The organism is Aureimonas sp. Leaf454, from assembly GCF_001424685.1.
Classification (GTDB): Bacteria; Pseudomonadota; Alphaproteobacteria; order Rhizobiales; family Rhizobiaceae; genus Plantimonas.
In genome coordinates this window covers 1-17,832 of the sequence record NZ_LMQT01000006.1, presented here as the reverse complement: position 1 = coordinate 17,832, position 17,832 = coordinate 1, and the positions used below count along the sequence as shown (strand labels likewise).

Below are 17,832 nucleotides of genomic sequence, written 5' to 3'. Positions count from 1 at the left end.
GCCCGGCGGCCTCGCCGGCACCGCAGGGAACCGGCCGTTGCCGGGCGCCCGCGCACCGGTTCGACGAAGGGCTGGCTCCCTTGGAAGCGGCCCGGCGGTGCGCCTTTTTGGGATCGATCGTCCCCGCGAGCGATGATTCTGCGGTTCGACCGAATTGGAAAGCACCGGTGCGTCACCTAGTTGCGTTTCCACGCGAGGCGCGCCGCGGCTGCCCCGGGAGCGAACCGCAGGTCCCGGCCCATCGACGGGATCGAAGACGGTCCGGTCGCGGGCCGCGACAGCTGAAGCGGGCGCGAATGGCAGGCGGCGGACGGGAACAAGCGACGTGCAGCAAAGCGCCATGGAGCAGCAGACGACGACCGAGGCGGCGCGCCCTGCCCCTTTCGCGGTGACGCGCAGCCTGTCGACGAGCCTCCTCTGGCTGACCATGCTCGCGGTGATGGTCGCGGAAGTGCTGATCTTCGTACCCTCGATCGCCAATTTCCGCGAGGACTGGCTCAGCCGGCGCCTGGAATCGGCGGCGGTCGCGGGCGTGTCGGCCGAAGGTTCGGGACGCGGCTCGCTTCTCGACGAAGCCGCGCAGGCCAAGCTGCTGCACGCCCTCGACGCCAAGCTCGTCGCCATCACGATGAACGGCACGTCGCAGCTTCTCGCCAAGTCGCCGGAGCTCTCGACGATCGACCACGAGGTCTCGCTCGCCGACACCGCGCCCTGGCCGCTCATCCTCGGCGCCTTCGACACGCTGGCCTTCGGCGAGGACCGGATCGTGCGAATCGTCGGCCATGTCGGCGACGGCGACATGCGCGCGGAGGTCGTCATGGCGGAGAAGAAGCTCCGCCGCGCGATGATCGCCTATTCGTGGAACATCCTCGTCCTTTCGGTCCTCATCGCGAGCTTCGCAGCCATTCTCGTGTTCGTCGCGATCAGCAGGCTCCTCATCCGCCCGATCCGCCGCATGACGCATTCGATGATGCTGTTTCGCCAGAAGCCGACCGATGGCGACCGCGTCATCGTGCCGAGCGGTCGCCGCAACGAGATCGGCCTTGCCGAATCGGAACTCGCGGACATGCAGACCGTGCTCGCCGAGACGCTCCGTGAACAGCGCCATCTCGCCGATCTCGGCCTCGCCGTCTCCAAGATCAATCACGACCTGCGCAACATCCTCGCCTCCGCCCAGATCGTCTCCGATCGTCTTTCGACCCTTCCCGATCCCCATGTTCAGCGCTTCGCGCCGATGCTGATCAAGAGCCTCGACCGGGCCCTCGTCTACACCCAGTCGGTGCTCGCCTATGGCCGGGCGGTGGAAAGCAAGCCGATTCGCCGAAAGGTGCGGCTGCATCGGCTCGTCGACGACGTCGAGGACGTCCTGTCGCTCGGACGCGATCCCGCGATCGAGGTTCGCAACGAGGTGCCCCCCTCGATCGACGTCGATGTCGATCCCGACCAGTTCTACCGCGCCCTCACCAATCTCGTGCGCAATGCGATCCAGGCGCTGGAAAGCGAGACGAGCGAGGCGGTCGTGCGCCGCGTGATCGTTTCGGCCGAACGGCGCGAGGACGGCGGCGTCAGCGTCGCGATCGAGGATACGGGGCCGGGCCTCGGCGAACGGGCGCGCGAGCATCTTTTCAAGGCGTTCCGCGGCTCGACGCGCGCCGGCGGCACGGGCCTCGGCCTCGCCATCGCCGCGGAGATCGTCGACGCCCATGGCGGCCGCATCGAGCTGAAGGACACGGGCCGCCCCGGTGCCTGCTTCGAGATCCAGCTGCCGCCCCCGCGCCCGGCCTCACCGACCGGCCGTCCGACCCCAGCCCCGCCGCTCGCCGGTGGCCGCGCTGCTTGAGGGTCTTCACCGAGACGGCGCCATGCGCCGCCGCGCCGGAGCCTCGCCGCGTTTCCGTCCGCTCCGGCACGCATCGCACATCTTCGCCGCGACATGAACCGGTCCGATCCGACGCGATGCGCCGCACCCTTTCCGCGGACGCCTGAGGCTCGGGAAAGACTCGCAACCGCCTGCTGCGAAATCAGGATGATCAGGGCTCAGGCGCGCGCCCGCACGAACGGACGTCGTTCACCTGCCGGACCGGCGCGTGCATTTTCCGGCAGCCGGCCCTTGCATTCTCCCGCGCGCCGGTCTACCAAGCGCTCGTCGCCGATTGAGACACCTCAGTCGCCCGGCACCGTGCGCCCGTAGCTCAGCTGGATAGAGCACCAGACTACGAATCTGGGGGTCAGGAGTTCGAATCTCTTCGGGCGCACCACTTCCTCTATCTCGCCAGACAAGACTGACGTTTCGCCATTGAGGTTGAACGCGTCGCCACATGAGCGCGGAACGCTAAACCTTTAATTGCGGGAAAGTGCCGACCGGTTCGACGCATAGAATTCGTAATCCGACCTCGAACGTTTAGATGGATTTCTTCCCGAGACGGCAGACGACAGCGCTTGCCGCGTCGGTCCGAGCCGCAGCATGAGCTCCTCGACCTAGCCTCCATCACCACAAAAGTTGAGCTCACTTCGTTCGGTCTGGTAGGAAGTGATCCTTGCCTGCTCGTGTCCCAGTGCGCCTCGAAGCGGGACGAGGGTGTCCGGTCGTTGCTCAAGACGTCGGCAGGTGCCTTCGTGCTGTCAGGGGTCCAAGCCGCGGCCCGGCGTGCCCACCCGGTCCTGCACAACGTGGACGGAAACCCGGTCGTCCTCGGGAACCATGAAGCGCGAGTGTGTCGAGTAGACGATCTGGTGGTGCGGCTGGAGCCTCTCGCGGAAGAAGCTCAGGGGGTCGGCTTGCCTTTCCGTGGAGCATCAATCCCGGCTCGTCCAGCAACAGCACGACAGGCGAGTTGTCGTTCTTGACCTGCTCGATCTTGAGAGGAAAAAGCAAACGAATTCGCCGCTTTCAACCCAATGCGGCCTTTAGCTTCCACAAGACGCTCGTCAGTGGATCGATGGAAATCTTCGTCGTCGAAGCCTTCTCGGTCAGAAAAGGTCGAGCACCCACTAGGTGTGCTTTTTAGGTCTGATGATTGCGGGTATGACTGCACTAAGGATGTCGGCCTCCGCCTGCCGAGCCGGGTTCTAGGCCCCTTCCAGCCTGCTGCCGGGAGCCGGTGGCGTCAGTGATCTCCTGCTGCTAATCGTCCTGCGCGGAAGGCGGGCGGTGTCGTTCGTGTCGCCGCGGATGGACAAGGGCAAACAGCATGACGGAAGACGTGGCATTTCTACGTAGCGGCGGTGCCATGAGCGAGCGCATGCGGCGCCACGACTGGACGTCGTCGTCGCTCGGATCTCCCCGGAACTGGCCGCAGCCGTTGAGGTCCACCGTCAGGCTCATGCTTGCTTCCAAGTTCCCGATGTTCGTCGCGTGGGGTTCCGAACTCGGCTTCCTCTACAACAACGCCTACGCCGAGCTTCTCGGAGAGAAACACCCAAGTGCGCTCGGGCAGCGTTTCCAGGACATATGGGCAGAGATCTGGCCGGACATATTGCCGTTCATCGAGGCCGCGCTCAGGGGCGAAGCGACGTGGGTGGAGAACCTGCCGCTGACGATCAACCGTCATGGCCAGGACGAGGAAACCTACTTCACGTTCTCCTACTCGCCTGCCTTCGACGACGAGGAACGAGTCGTCGGCATGTTCTGCGCCTGCACGGAGACCACACGGCAGGTCCTCGCCGAGAGATCCCTCAAGGCCGGCGTCGAGGACTTCCGGTCGATGGCCAACGACGCCCCCGCGATGATCTGGGTCACCGACCCGAACGGCTATTGCACCTACCTGAACCGCCGCTGGTACGAGTTCACCGGTCAGGTCGAGGAGGAGGCGCTGGGTCTGGGCTGGTCAAAGGCGACCCATCCGGACGATCAGGATCGGGCCACCGCCGAGTTCCTCACCGCAAACTCCGCCCAGGCGCCTTTCAGCATCGACTATCGCCTTCGGCGTGCCGACGGCGTCTACCGCCGGGCGGTCGATAGGGCTGAGCCGCGGTTCGGACCGAGCGGCGAGTTCCTCGGCTACATCGGCTTGGTGTTCGACATCGGGGACGACAGGTAGTCTGGCGGAGCGTTCGAGCGACGGGACGTATCCAGCGGCTATTTCAAGCCGTCAGGCGGAGCGCCAGAACCGAAGCCGTTCCGATCGACGGTAGCGCCTCGAAAGCCGGACGGGCGAACCAGTAGCCCTGGAAGAGGCGGATGCCTGCGGCCTTCAGGATGAGGAACTCCTCCTCCGTCTCGATGCCCTCGGCGAGAACGGTGATGTCGAGGCTCCTGGCGATCCCGACGATGCCCGCCACCACTGCCTGTCGTGCGCGGCTCGTGTCGATGCCCCGCACGATCTTCATGTCGATCTTGATGAGGTCGGGCTGGAACTCGACGAGGAGCCCGAGACCCGCGTGTCCGGCCCCGAAGTCGTCGATCGCCGTGACGAAGCCGTGCTTGCGGTACTCGGTGATGATGCGCGTGAGGTGCATCGGGTCGGACACCTCTTCGTCCTCGGTGAACTCGAACATGATCGCCGACTTCGGAAAGCCGAAGCGGTTGGCGGCGGTCAGCGTCGCGCGAAGGCATGCCGCCGGCTCGTACACGGCGTTGGGCATGAAGTTGATAGAAAGCTTCAGGTCGCCATCAGACGGAAACAGGCGCGAGGCGAGCTCGATGGCCTTCACGCGGCAGGCCTGGTCGAAGCGGTAGCGCTGCTCGGCCGACACTTGGGACAGCATCGCCTGCCATGCCGCGGATCAGCGCCTCATAATCGCAGACACGCTTGCTTGCGACATCGTAGATCGGCTGGAACGCCATGGAGAAGTCGAAGTCGAGTTTGACGCCGCCCTGGCAGCTTTCGCACGGGGTAGTCATCGTTCGGTCCCGGGTCAGGGCGGCGCCGCAGTGTCACACGGTGAGGTTGCCGAAGCCTTAAAACAAGGGGTCGAGGAGTAGATCGGCTCGGATCCTCAAGTGGAAGAAGCTGGCCTTGAACATGGCTGCGCAGGCAGTCAACTTCCCCGCTACGCTTTGCAAACCATATTCCTTCACTCGACTTGAGGACCGTCGGTGCTTTGGTCAGAGCCTACGGATCTGCCTCCGTCCGAGATGCGCCATGACCCTGACGCCACAGGCACCTGAAGCCCCCTTCGTCGGATCGAACCCGTTCCGGTTCATGGAGCGATATCGGCTCCTCGGACAGATCGGTCTCGTGGTCGCCTCGATCACCATCGTGCTGTCCGGCTTCTTCTTCACCAATCACCATCAGCAGGCGCTGCTCGACCTACGCGAAGGCGGCCGTCAGATGCGGATCGCGCAGGAAGCCCTGATGGACGCGGAGGGCTACGTCCTCAACAAAGCCATCGGTGAGGCACCGGGCGACGTCGGCGATTACAGCCGAGCCTTTGAGGCCCTGCACAGCCGGCAGGAGACGCACCTCAAACAACTGGACCAATTCCTCAAGCAGAAGGACACGGCCAGCCCGTCCGCCATTGTCCTCATCAGGTCGCTCGAGACCAACTGGACGGCGACATTGGAAGCCGCACGGGCCGGACGCTTGCCTGAGGCGCGGGCCATTCTGAAGTCGACGAACAGCGCCAACGTCGTCAGCGAACTTCGCCACGCGTTTGATGCCTTCCTCGCCGACTGGAACTCCAACTTTGCCCATCACGAAACGCGCATCGAGATCGGCAAGATGCTGGTGCTGGTCTCGCAGCTCCTGATCGGCGGCTTGATGATCTTCGCCTTCCGTTCCGGATCTCGCGATGCCAAAGCACGCGCGGACGCCACGCGGCAGATGGAGACGTCGCGGACGCAGGTCGGGCACCTCTTCGCGATGACAGACATGCTCCAGAGCGCCAGCGACTACCATGATGCCAATGCGGTCCTGAAAGCCACCGCGGGCGAACTGATCGAGGGATTCAGCGGTGCTCTCTACGTGTTCAACAACTCCAGGGATCGACTGATCCTGTCGACCTCATGGGGCTGCGACGACGTCCCGCCGCTTCCAGAGACGATCACGTCGAGCCAGTGCTGGGCCATGAAGCGAGGCAGGAACCACGTCAACCGTCTCGGATCTAAGGCTCTGTGCTGCGAGCACCATGCCTCGGGTTTCGCCGCGCTGGAGATCCCGATGGCGGCCCGCGGCGAGAACCTCGGCCTGCTTCAGATCTTTGCAGACGGACCCCACGCCGAAGAACGACTGTCCAGCATTCTTCCAGTGGGCTCCGCCATGGGGGATGCCATGTCGCTGGCCCTGTCCAACATCGCGCTACGCGAGAAGCTGCGCAGCCAGGCGCTCCGCGATCCGCTGACGGGCCTCTACAACCGTCGCTACATGGAAGACAGCCTCGACCGATATGTCCGCCTCGCCGAGCGCGAGGGACGCAAGGTCTCGGTGATCATGATCGACCTCGATCACTTCAAGCGGCTCAACGACGAGCACGGTCATGCGACGGGCGACGCGGTCCTGCGCGAGGCGGCGGCCGCGGTGGTCGGAACGCTCCGCGAAACGGACGTCGCCTGCCGCTATGGCGGCGAGGAGCTGATCGTCTTCCTTCCCGATTGCGACCTCGACGACGCCGGCATCAAGGCCGAGCAGATCCGCCAGCGGATCGAGGATTTGTCGGGAGCGCACGGTGCCAAGGTCTCGGCCTCGCTCGGCGTTGCATCGGTGCCGAGCACGTCCGCCAACAGCGTCGATCTCGTCAAGGCAGCCGACACCGCGCTTTATAAGGCCAAGCACGCCGGCCGAAACCAGGTCGCCCTCGCCCCGGTGCGTCCGGGCTGGCGTGCGCAGCCGGACGATGCCGAAGCCAAGACGATCCCGTTCCGGATGGCCGCCGAATAGCGACCGTGCAGTTCGCTCGACGCCCATCTTGAAGCCGGCGGATGTGCTTTCCAAATCGACCCTGCCGGACCTGGATTGGTCCGGCGTGCGCACCGAACACCAGCGGGCGCCTTGTATCCATGTTGCTCATTGGAGGATGTGGCAATGCGAGACAACGGCATCGACCATTCCAAACATTCGACGGCCAACCGAGCTGACGTCCCGCCACGAGAGGACGGCGGTCATGGCGGACCTTGCGATCAGGCCGTCACCTTCAACCATCCCGACCAAGTGCTGGCCGACGGGTCCATGACAAAGAGCGAAAAGCGGGTCCTTCTCGCCTCTTGGGCCTCGGACCGACATGCCGTCGAGAACGCGCCGGCGCTTCGCCGGATCAACAGCGGCGCCTTCGTGACGATCGACGAGATTCTCGGTGCGATGGCGACTCTCGACGCTGCCGATGAAGGGGCTGAACCCGAGAGGCCCCCGCGACTGAGGTACGGGCTCGGACCAGCCGCCGGCTTGGCGCTGAGGCTTGTCCGGCGACGGGATGACCGTGACGACGACCCGCCGCCCACGGCATCCGCATCGGCGCGTCCGTTCTCGCCGATCTTCACCGAGGCCCTGGCCATGTCAGCCTGACATACAAAAACGGCTCTCCCGGCAGCTTTGCCGGGAGAACCGTCGATGCGGGACGATGAAAGGTATGGGTCGGGGCCGGATCGTGGATCTGAGCGGCCTGCCTTCCCGGCGATCAGAAGTCGGCCCAGTCCTCCGAGGCCGCCCCGGCAGGTTTGCGGGCCGCGCCGCCTTGTCCGACCGAGCGCATCTGCGTCACGGGCCGGTGGGCCGCTGCCATGGCTTTGCGCGGCACCTGGTTCGACCTCGTCGCACTGTTGTCGGCACCGCTCGTACGGAAGCTGTCGACGAGCCCCGCAAGCTGCTCGGTCTCGCTCGAGAGGGATTGTGCGGCCGCCGTCGTTTCCTCGACCATGGCCGCGTTCTGCTGCGTAACCTTGTCCATGTTGTCGGCGGCCATCGAGACCTCCTTCAGGCTCAGCGACTGTTCGCGGGCGGCCTGGGCCATGTCGGTGATGATCTGTGTCACCCCGCCAACCTGGGAGACGATCTGCTCGAGGCTGTGACCGGACGCGGAGACGAGCTCCACGCCCTGCTCGACCTGGGCCGACGAGGTCGCGATCAGGCCCTTGATCTCCTTGGCAGCCTCCGCCGAGCGCTGGGCGAGCCCACGCACCTCTTGGGCGACGACGGCAAAGCCGCGCCCGGCCTCGCCGGCCCGCGCCGCCTCGACGCCCGCGTTCAACGCGAGGAGGTTGGTCTGGAAGGCGATCTCATCAATGACGCCGATGATCTGGCCGATCTTTGCCGAGGAGGCCTCGATCTCCGACATGGCGGCGACCGCGCGCGTCACGACCTCGCCGCCCTTCTGAGCTTCCTTCTGTGCCAGGAAGGCGGCGGCGCGGGCATCGTCGGCACTTTGGGCGGTTTGGCTGACGCCGCGGGTCACCTCCGACAGGGCGGCGACGGTCTGTTCCAGGCTTGCGGCCTGCTGCTCGGTGCGCTGGGAGAGATCGCCAGCCGCGACCGTGATCTCGCTCAGCCCGACGCGCATCGTGCCGACAGCGGCGATGACCGATCCGATGGTGGTCTCGAGCTGCGAGACGGAAGCGTTGAACTTGGCGCGGATCGGCTCAAACTCCGGCGCCACGGCCTTGTCCATGCGGGTGGTGAGGTCGCCCGCGGACAGGGCGTCGAAGCCCGCTTCGACGAGGTGCACGAAGGCTTTCAGGTCCTCCGCCTTGGCGCTGTCGATGGCGGACTGACGGTCACGCTGCTGAGCCTGTGAGCGCTCGGCCGCCGCCGCCGCTTCTTCGAGCCGCTTGTTCTGGACGGCTGCGTCCTTGAAAATCTGCACGGCTTTGGCCATCGCGCCGACCTCGTCGCCGCGGTCCTGACCCGTGATGTCAGTGTTGAGCTTGCCGCCAGCGAGTTCCACCATCTTGTCTCGGAGAACGCTGAGCGGGCCGGTGATGCCCTTGGCGGAAACCCACAGGGCGGCGGCAAGACCGAGGATGGCGCCCAGGAGAGTTGCACCGATCAGGGTGTAGGTTGCTAGGGACGCCGACGCGCGCAGCTCGGATGACCTCGCTGCGACGCGTGAGATGGTTTCGTCATTGAGGGCTGTGACCTTGTTCGAAAGCTCGACGATCTTCGGATCGACGGTCCGCATCAGGGCAGTTGCGGCGTCGTTCTGGTTCGCGGCGCCCAAGGTAGCAGCCTTGGTGGCCTCGTCAGCGATCGCATCGAAAGCGGCATGGATCTCGTCGACCTTCTGCCTCCGATCCGGCAGACGCTCTGTGGCTTCGTCGATGTAAAGCTTGCCCTTCTCGATGGCATCAGCCGCCATCTTCGCTGCCGCGCCGGACTCCGCCGCATCATTATAGGTGATCGTCCGATAGACGCCGTAACCGATTGTGTTCGTCACGCGATTGAGGCGTGCCAAGGCGAGCGTCGACTTGTCGAGGTTCTCCATCATCTCGGAGTAGCCGGCATCGGTACTGCGGATGACGTTCGCGGCGTAGAGCGAGGCGGCGATGCCGATCAGGCTGATGGCAATGGCGATACAGGCGACCTTTGTCGCAATGCGGAACTTGCTCAACATGACGCACCTTGGAGAGGACGGGAAACAAGGTAAATGGTAAGCTTGGTCAAGCTTACTGAGCGATAACTCCCGATACCTCATTTCCTCCGAAAGCTGGGACTTCGCAGCGAACACGAGGCCATCCGTCCTCTATTTTTAGGTCGCGCGTCCGCTTGCCAGTATCGAAATGACCGAAGACCGTTCATGAGCAGGGGCCGTCGGCTGCCAAGCGGAAGGCCGAGTCTTGTCCCAAGCCTTGCCTTCAAACCAGGCACCAAGCATGTCAGGCGTCGTCGGTCGTCCGACGAGATAGCCCTGGGCCTGCATCCAACCGCGGGACGCGAGCCAATCGAGCTGCTCTTGCGTTTCCACGCCCTCTGCCGTCGTGACCATTGACAGGGACTGGCCAAGGTTTCCCACCGCCTCGATGATCGCCTCGGAATGGTGCGATACGCCGATGTCGCCGACAAAGGAGCGGTCGATCTTGATCTTGTCGAACGGGAACGTGCGCAGGTAGCCGAGCGAGGAGTATCCGGTTCCGAAGTCGTCGAGCGCGATGCGCACGCCGAGAGCTTTCAAGGCGTGGAGCAGCTCAAGGTTCGCCTCGCTGTCGTGTAGGAGGACAGACTCGGTGATCTCCAGTTCAAGCCGAGACGCCGGCAAGCCCGTTGCGGCAAGGACCGCCGCAACGCGCAGGGGAAGTCCCCTGCTTCTGAACTGGACCGGAGAGACGTTGACCGCCACCCGGACGTCGGCCGGCCATGAAAAAGCTTCCTGGCACGCTCGTTCCAGTACCCATTCGCCGATCGGAAGGATTAGCCCCGTCTCCTCTGCGAGGGGGATGAACTCCGCGGGCGAAACTGCACCGCGAACCGGATGCATCCACCGAAGCAACGCCTCGAAGCCGCAGACGCGCTGGCTCCCCAGGCTCAGCAGCGGCTGGTACACGACGCTGAGCTCGTCGCGATCGAGCGCCAAAGCGAGATCGCGCTTCAAGGCTTGGCGCGCATGGATCCCCGCCTGCATCTCAGGTTCGTAAAGCAGTGCCGTCGCGCCACCTTCGGCCTTGGCCCGGTGCAACGCGATGTCGGCCTCCTTGAGCAGGTCCTCCGGCTTCCGCCCCTGCCGCCGAGCCACTGCGACGCCGACGGTGACTCCGATGCGGATCTGGTCGCCTGCGATGTCGAACGGCTCCGCCATGCAGTCCACGAGCAGCTCCGCAAGATTCATCGGCGGTATGCCGCTGACGGAGACGGCCTGGATCACCGCGAACTCGTCTCCCCCGAGACGGGCAAGCACCCCCGCACCATCGGTTTTGTCCGAAAGTCGATGGGCGACCTCGCAGAGAAGCGCGTCTCCGACGGAATGGCCTAGCGTGTCGTTGACCTCCTTGAAGTCGTCGAGATCCAGGATGTGGATCGCAACCTCCGTCCCGTCCGCACGCGACAATGTCTCCGCGAGCGTCTCGTTGAATTTGAGACGGTTCGAAAGGCCCGTGAGGGGATCGTGTCGTGCGGCGTGCTCGACGCGCGCCTGCGAGCGCCGTTGTTCCGTCACGTCCCGGGCGACGGCAAGGAGCCGGCCGGGCTTGCCGTCCGCCTTCCGGATGGGGCCGAGGTGGACGTCCCACCACTTCGCGCGTTCCCCTTCCAGCGCGTACGGCGTCGAGAAGCGGCAACCCGAGCCGCCCTTGGCGACAAGAACCGCGTCAGCGAGGAACGGCGCATACTCCCGCGGCCAGAGTGAGGTCCAGTGACGGCCCAACGAGTCGGCCGAGGTGCGCATCCCCATGGCACGAAGCCCACGCTCGTTCATGAAGACGATGTTGCCTTCGAGATCGAGCACGGCGATGCAGTCGGCGCTACTCTCAAGGACACTCCCCGAGAAGGCCTCGCTTTCCTTGAGGGCTTCCTCGGCGTGCTTGCGCTCGTGGATGTCCTCGCACGTCCCGTACCAGCGCAGGATCTGCCCGTCGGGTGATAGCTTCGGCGCGCCCTCGGCCCGGAACCAACGATAACCGCCGTCCCTCTGCACAAAGCGGTACTCGCAAACCACGGGCTCCCTCGTCTCGAGGCAACGCGACCAGATCTCGGCCGTCGGGAGGAGGTCGTCGGGATGGAGCGCCTCGAGCCAGCCGTGGCCGAGGGCTTGCTCTTTCGAGAACCCCGTCAGCTCGCACCAGCGGTCGCTCACCGAAAGGATGGCGCCGTCCGGATCGGCGGACCATGGGATCCGCGGGTTCAGCTCCACCACGTTGCGGTAGTGCTCCTCGCTGTCGCGAAGGGCCGCCTCGGCCTTCTTGGCGTCAGTGATGTCCCTTACGACACCGATCATCCTCATTGATCCGTCGACCGCGTCCGGGAAGGGCTCGCCACGACTCGACAGCCAGCGTGTCTCTCCCTTCGCGTCGACGATCCGCAGCTCGATGCCGAACGGCTTGTCTCCGGCCAATGCTTCCAGGGCATGGTCAAGCATCGACATGTCCTCGGAATGGACGTGCCTTCGGAACAGGTCGATCGGCGGGGTCGTCCTGTCGGGTTCATGGCCGAGGAGGCGATAGAGGCCGTCGGACCACACCGGGACCCCGGTCTCGCGGTCGAACTGCCAACTGCCGGAAGCGGTCTCGGCTTCGGCCCTTGATAGAAGGAAACGGTGGGAGGAAAGCTCCCGTTCGCCTGCCTGCCGCTCCTCGCGGGCGGCGATCTCCGCACGGTGACGCCGAAGCTCGCACACGGCCGCGTCGGCGAGCTGGCGCAGGACCGCGACTTCCTTTTCGGACACGCTTCGGGGCTTGCTGTCGACGACGCAGACGGTGCCGAGACGGACCCCCGGGGCGAGGATGAGCGGCGCACCCGCGTAGAAGCGGATGAACGGCTCGCCGGTCACGAAGGGGTTGTCGGCGAAGCGCTCGTCCTGAAGGGTGTCCGGGATCACGAGGACATCGTCACTGCGGATCGCGTGGTCGCAGAAGGCGACGTCACGGCCCGTGCCGTCGATGTCCAAGCCGCACTTGGCTTTGAACCATTGCGCTTCCTCGTTGATCAACGTGACCAGCGAGATCGGTGTCCCGAAGACCGTCTGTGCCATCCGGCAAAGGCGGTCGAACTCCGGTGTGGCCGCCGTGCCGAGGATCCGCAGGTCTCGGAGCGCCCGCATTCGGTCTTCTTCGGAGACCGCATGGTCTGCACCGTGCCTGTTCAGTCCGACGCATCCATTGAAGTTCGCCATGTCCCACCGATCGCGCCGAACGGACTTCCGGCAGATCCTATGGCTCTCTTAGTTGCGTCACTGATCGCTTAAGGACCGCCCCACCGGCGGCCACAGTTTGTACGATTTTGACAATTCTCGATGCGCTGCACCGCGTGTGCCGCTCAGTTAAACGACAAGGAAGGGCGGTGCCCCCGGATGCTGGAGCTTCCGCCCTTGCCGAAGGACCGAGACACAAGGGCAGGCGACCTCGCGCGCAGGCGACAGCCGTAGGGTAGCAAAGAATATCCGAGCCAAGACCGACGGCCGCCTTGCAGCCGGGCGACTGGCTAAAGCCGTCGCCCTTGCCTTCATTGAATGAGCGACAGGTTGCGAACGTAGCTGCCGATGGTCTCGTCAGCTCTTGTCGAAGCGAGCGGCGAAGGGCTCCTCGCCGGAGGCCTGTGCCACCAGGAACTCCAGCGGCAGAACGGCCGTCATGCCGCTCCCGTCCAGCCTCTCGATCGTGCCGAAGAGCTGCCGCTCGAGACACAGGCGCACGAGACGCAGCCCGAAGCCGGGGGGCGATAGAGATACGTTCTCCGTTGGCGACGAGCCCCATTCGAAGCGGAGCCGTCCCGCTTCGGAGCAGGTCCGCATAGTGAGGTGTCGGGCGCCTCGGGCGCCTCGGCCGCCGTGCAGCCGCTCGTTCACCGCAAGCTCGTGCAGCGCCTGCGCGAGCGGGGGAACCGCTTCGGGCCGCAGCATGACATCGTCCCCCTCATGCCCGATCGCAAGCCCTTCCTGTTCGGCGGTCCTCGCGATCAGTTCGGACAGTGCGACCGGCGCCCACTCCGCCGAGGACAGGAGGTCGTGGGCGCGCGACAGCGCCATGATCCGCCCGACCGTCTTCACGGCAAGCGCCTCGCCGCTTCCGCCGCCCCGGATCGTCTGGTTCACGACCGAGCGCAGGACCGACAGCGTGTTGCGGACGCGGTGGTTCAGCTCGGCATGAAGAAGGTCCTTCTGTCGATCCCTTTCCTTGAGCGTCGCATCGGCCTCGCTCAACGCGTCGGCAATGGCTTCCAGTTCCGTGACGGAGCCACGCTTGCGCTCGACGGGCCCGTTCAGCCCGGTCTTGGTGGCAACCGTCTGGAGGGAGCGAACCTCGCCTTCCAGACGCCTGGAGTACAGGTGCGCGAGGATCGCCGAGCTTGCGAGCGCAACGGCAGACACGGCCGCGAGGGTGAGGAGGATCGCGCGCAGCGGAGCGGCGAGAGCCGCCTCAGGCACGCCGACGGCGACACGCCAGCCGCTCGTGTCGAGCGTGTCATAGGCCGTGACGACGCGCGTCCCGTCGAGGGCGACGACGCCCTCGATCCGTCCGAAACGCTCCTTCCGCGCCTCGACGAAGGCGGCGGGAGCACGCTGCCCCACATAGGTGTCGTGATCCTTGGACCGGGCGATCACCTTGTCTGCCCGGTCAACCACCGACACGGTCCATCCATCGGGAACGCCCGAAGTCAGGAGCATGTCGCGGATCGCCACCGGGCTGATCGCCATATTGAGCGCGTACCTTACCTCTCCGCCCCGGCGAAGGGGAACGTCCACGAGCACGAACGGCTTGCGCGAGACCGCGCCGACATAAAGATCCGACACAGCCGGCAGGCCCGATGCAAAGACCTGCTCGTCTGCGGCGATCAGCGCGGGATCCGTCGAGATGGGAAGCTTCGCGCCCGGGGCGGCGAACGTGTTCATAACCTGCTGGTGGGACCGGTCCCGCGCGGCAATGGCCGTACCGCGGAACTTCAAAAGCTCTAGGGATTGGGCACGCAACGCCTCGAAGTCGCCGGCCTCTACGTTCGGCGAAGTCGCAAGCGCCTGTAGGGTGGCCTTCATCGCCTCGAGTTCGCGATCCAGTTGGCTCCTCACCGCCGCGGCCACGGTGCCGGCGGCATCCTCCAGACGGTGACGCTCGGCGGTGGAGTACCAGCTACCGAGCGCCGCGCCGAGGACGATCTGGGGCAGAAGGATCAGCACCGCGAAGACGAGCAGGTGCCAACGGATCGGACGCATCCGGGTGAGAAGGCTCATCGTCCCGATCCGGTCCCGCCGTTGTCGAGGCACGTGTGGCAGGGAACATGCGCTGCCCGTGCCGCCTGGCACAACGAGGCTTCCATTCTCCCGCTTCCCTTCCGGACAGTTTGTCAGGAAGACGGAGATATGTAGGCGAGAATGCATTCAAGGGGCAGAAGCTGGAGGTCCAGCGAATTTCCCTAGCGGGCCTGAGCGCGTGGTGTCAGATGCTCGCGCCCGTCCGTGCCAGCCGCAGCTTGTTCGCGTCAATGACCTCGCGTGTCTTCAGGCGAAGGACCGCCATGCGAGCGAGCTTCGTCAGGGTGAGGCGCTCGTGGCTGGAGAGGTCCGCCCGCGGCTTGCGGTCGATGACGCAGAGGGTCCCGATCGGCTGCCCGGCAAACCCGATCAGAGGCGCTCCCGCGTAGAATCGGACGTATGGGTCACCGGTGACGAGAGGGTTGTCGGCGAAGCGTCGATCCCGGCGAGCATCCGGAACCACGAGGACCTCGTCCCGGCGCACGATCGCATGCGCGCAGAAGGAGACGTCGCGGCCAGTCTCGCAGACGTCGAGTCCGACACGCGCCTTGAAGACCTGCTTGTCCTTGCCGACCAAGGAGACCAAGGCGATCGGAACCTCGAACAGGTGAGCAGCAAGGTCGACGATGATGTCGAGGGCCGCCTCCGGAGCGGCGTTCATGATCGCGCTCGCGGCGAGTGCCTCGAGGCGAGCAGTCTCGTCGTGCGGGATCGGGAAGGAAGTGCGGGTCATTGGCGGGCTCGACAAGTTGGTCGCCAGCAAGACGCTGCAAGGAGCGGAAAGTTGCCCTGAGACCGGAGCTTCGAGCTTGGATGTTCGGCGGTTGGTTAGGGAGCAGTTGCCCGGATCCGGCAAGTTTGCGGACGTTCGATCAGATCGATGGAGGAGGCGTTCGCGACAGGACGGAACGAGGGGCTTCCGCGGTTGCCGAATTGTCGAAACCGTACGCTCCGCGCGCGACTCTGGAAAACACCGCAGCCTCGATACATAGCCGAGGCAGTCGCGCCCGCGCAGTGAGCGAAACGGGCAGGGTTTGGTCCGGTCGAGAAAAGGTCATGTCGCTTCAAGCAGGATCCACGGTTCGCAACGTCCTTCTTTCCACGCTTTCACAGACAAGGCTCGAACGGCTCTCTCCGCACCTGGAGCCCGTGGAACTGAAGGTGAAGGACACCCTCGTGGAACCCGACGTCCCGACCGGCTACGTCCATTTCCTGGAAAGCGGTCTCGCTTCGATGGTGGCGGTCTCGCATGACGGAACAAGGCAGATCGAGGTCGGCCACATCGGTTGGGAAGGCATGGTCGGCCTGCACGTCCTGCACGGCTCCGACCGCACGCCGAACCGGACCTTCGTTCAGGTGGCCGGATCGGCCTTGCGCATCCCCACGCCCCTATTCCTGAAGGCGATGGAGGACGACTGGTCGATGCTGGCGTCCTTCCTGAGGTTCGCCCACGCCTACGAGATCCAGCTCGCCCAGACTGCCCTTGCCAACGGGCAGTACACGATCAACGCCCGCCTCGCCCGCTGGCTGCTGATGTACCATGACCGCGTCGACGGCGACGAATTCCCGCTGACGCACGAGTTCCTCAGCTTGATGCTGGGTGTGCGACGCTCGGGTGTCACCGACCAGATCCATGTCCTCGAGGGCATGGGAGCCGTCCGCGCCTCCCGCGCGAGCATCACGGTGCGGGACCGCACCTTGCTTGAGGAGGTCGCCGGCGGTTGCTATGGGCTTCCCGAGCGCGAGTATGAGCGCCTCATCGGCTACCCGGTGTGGTCGCCCAAGTTCCAGCCCGACCCTGAGCCCGCAGGAGAACCTGCCACGGCGTAGGACCACCCCTAATCTCACCGTCGCTGAAACGCGCTCTCCGCTTCAGCTTAGGGTTCAGGCCAAGTCGGCCACGACGATTAGTGTCAGGCTGCCTCCGCCGTTTGCCCTGTGGTGCTCGACGCGCACGCGTGCCTCGGCGGAAAGCGTGTGAATCAGGGTCATTCCCATGCCACGGCGCTCCGGCACGTCCTCGAAGCCGACGCCGTCATCCCACACAAGGATCGTGTGCCCCGTCTCGTCACCGCTCACGGTGACGTCCACGCTTCCGGACCGTCCTTCCGGAAAAGCGTGCTTGAAGGCGTTCAGTAGAACCTCGTAGCAGATGAGGCCGAGGGGCATCGCCCGGGCGACCGGCAGCACGAACGGGCGCGAGATGTTCCGCCTCAGCGCAACGCGGCCATCACCGAAAACGCGCTCCAACGCCAACGCCGTCTCCTCGAGGACAGCGGCGAAATCGACCCGGTCGAGTTGGTCCTCGTCGAGGATCCGGGACTGGACCTGTGCCAACGCGGACAAGCGCAGCGACATCTCCTGAAGCTCCGCCTTCGTTTCCGGTACGGTCGCCCGCTTGGACCGCATGCGCAGGATCGCCATCACGTTCTGGAGATTGTTCTTCACCCGGTGATGCAGTTCCCGAAGGATGATGGTCTTGCGTGCGAGTTCCTCCTCGAGCTGGCGTTCATGCCGTGCCACGAGCTCCTGCTGGCGCCGCAGCTCGACACGCGCGGCGCTTCTTTCCACCGCCTGTCGCATCGAGGTGCGAAGTCTCGGCATCTGTCGGGGTGACTTCACGACGTAGTCGTCGAGGCCACGCTTCATCGCCTCGACAGCCACCTCCTCGTTGCCTGACCCGGTGAACATCACGATGGGACAGTCGGGCGTTGCCGCCTTCACCTTGTCGAGGATGTCGAGCCCGCTCGCCCAACGCAGGTCGAGATCGGTCACGACCAGCCCCGGCGTGCCGCGAGCAAGCGCCTCGTCAAGACCGTTCATGTCGGGCAGCGCGAGGGTGTCAGCGACGTAGTCGTCGAGGCCACGCTTCATCGCCTCGACAGCCACCTCCTCGTTGCCTGACCCGGTGAACATCACGATGGGACAGTCGGGCGTTGCCGCCTTCACCTTGTCGAGGATGTCGAGCCCGCTCGCCCAACGCAGGTCGAGATCGGTCACGACCAGCCCCGGCGTGCCGCGAGCAAGCGCCTCGTCAAGACCGTTCATGTCGGGCAGCGCGAGGGTGTCAGC

General features: G+C 65.1%; 9 protein-coding genes, 1 tRNA gene and 1 pseudogene. 5 read left to right on the top strand and 6 right to left on the bottom strand.

The window, feature by feature from the left end; translation table 11 throughout:
* The first annotated feature begins 325 nt into the window (after positions 1-325).
* From ASG43_RS07340 to ASG43_RS07330, 3 genes are all read left to right on the top strand, one after another.
* On the top strand, positions 326-1,840 hold the full coding sequence (locus ASG43_RS07340; protein WP_244488012.1) for a HAMP domain-containing sensor histidine kinase: 1,515 nt from the start codon (positions 326-328) through the stop codon (positions 1,838-1,840).
* 341 nt (positions 1,841-2,181) lie between these two features.
* Positions 2,182-2,258, top strand: a tRNA-Arg gene (locus ASG43_RS07335).
* 933 nt (positions 2,259-3,191) lie between these two features.
* Complete coding sequence (locus ASG43_RS07330; protein ID WP_082490725.1) at positions 3,192-4,040, top strand: PAS domain-containing protein; 849 nt, start codon at positions 3,192-3,194, stop codon at positions 4,038-4,040.
* A gap of 43 nt (positions 4,041-4,083) precedes the next feature.
* Here the strand turns inward: ASG43_RS07330 and ASG43_RS07325 are convergent.
* Positions 4,084-4,843 (bottom strand): annotated as a pseudogene (locus tag ASG43_RS07325) (EAL domain-containing protein).
* A 241-nt stretch (positions 4,844-5,084) separates the two neighbouring features.
* On the opposite strand from ASG43_RS07325, the gene ASG43_RS07320 reads away from it, so the two are divergent.
* Positions 5,085-6,818: a GGDEF domain-containing protein gene (locus ASG43_RS07320; RefSeq protein ID WP_082490724.1), complete on the top strand. Its 1,734-nt coding sequence runs from the start codon at positions 5,085-5,087 to the stop codon at positions 6,816-6,818.
* Between the two features lie 733 nt (positions 6,819-7,551).
* Here the strand turns inward: ASG43_RS07320 and ASG43_RS07310 are convergent.
* From ASG43_RS07310 to ASG43_RS07295, 4 genes are all read right to left on the bottom strand, one after another.
* Positions 7,552-9,477 carry a methyl-accepting chemotaxis protein gene (locus tag ASG43_RS07310; protein ID WP_244488011.1) on the bottom strand — a complete coding sequence of 642 codons (1,926 nt, stop codon included), beginning with the start codon at positions 9,475-9,477 and terminating at the stop codon, positions 7,552-7,554.
* A gap of 138 nt (positions 9,478-9,615) precedes the next feature.
* Positions 9,616-12,687: an EAL domain-containing protein gene (locus ASG43_RS07305; RefSeq protein WP_082490723.1), complete on the bottom strand. Its 3,072-nt coding sequence runs from the start codon at positions 12,685-12,687 to the stop codon at positions 9,616-9,618.
* 375 nt (positions 12,688-13,062) lie between these two features.
* Positions 13,063-14,739, bottom strand: coding sequence for a sensor histidine kinase (locus tag ASG43_RS07300; protein WP_162244689.1), 1,677 nt, complete (start codon positions 14,737-14,739; stop codon positions 13,063-13,065).
* Between the two features lie 205 nt (positions 14,740-14,944).
* The gene (locus ASG43_RS07295; protein WP_056502478.1) at positions 14,945-15,493 is read right to left on the bottom strand and encodes a GAF domain-containing protein; all 549 of its coding nucleotides are present in this window, start codon (positions 15,491-15,493) and stop codon (positions 14,945-14,947) included.
* Positions 15,494-15,816: 323 nt separating this feature from the next.
* Between ASG43_RS07295 and ASG43_RS07290 the strand changes: the two genes are divergently transcribed.
* Positions 15,817-16,590, top strand: a complete 774-nt coding sequence (locus ASG43_RS07290) for a Crp/Fnr family transcriptional regulator (protein ID WP_056502475.1) — start codon at positions 15,817-15,819, stop codon at positions 16,588-16,590.
* 54 nt (positions 16,591-16,644) lie between these two features.
* Here ASG43_RS07290 and ASG43_RS07285 read toward each other — a convergent pair.
* On the bottom strand, positions 16,645-17,832 hold a 1,188-nt coding region (locus ASG43_RS07285), incomplete at its 5' end, for a response regulator (RefSeq protein ID WP_056502473.1).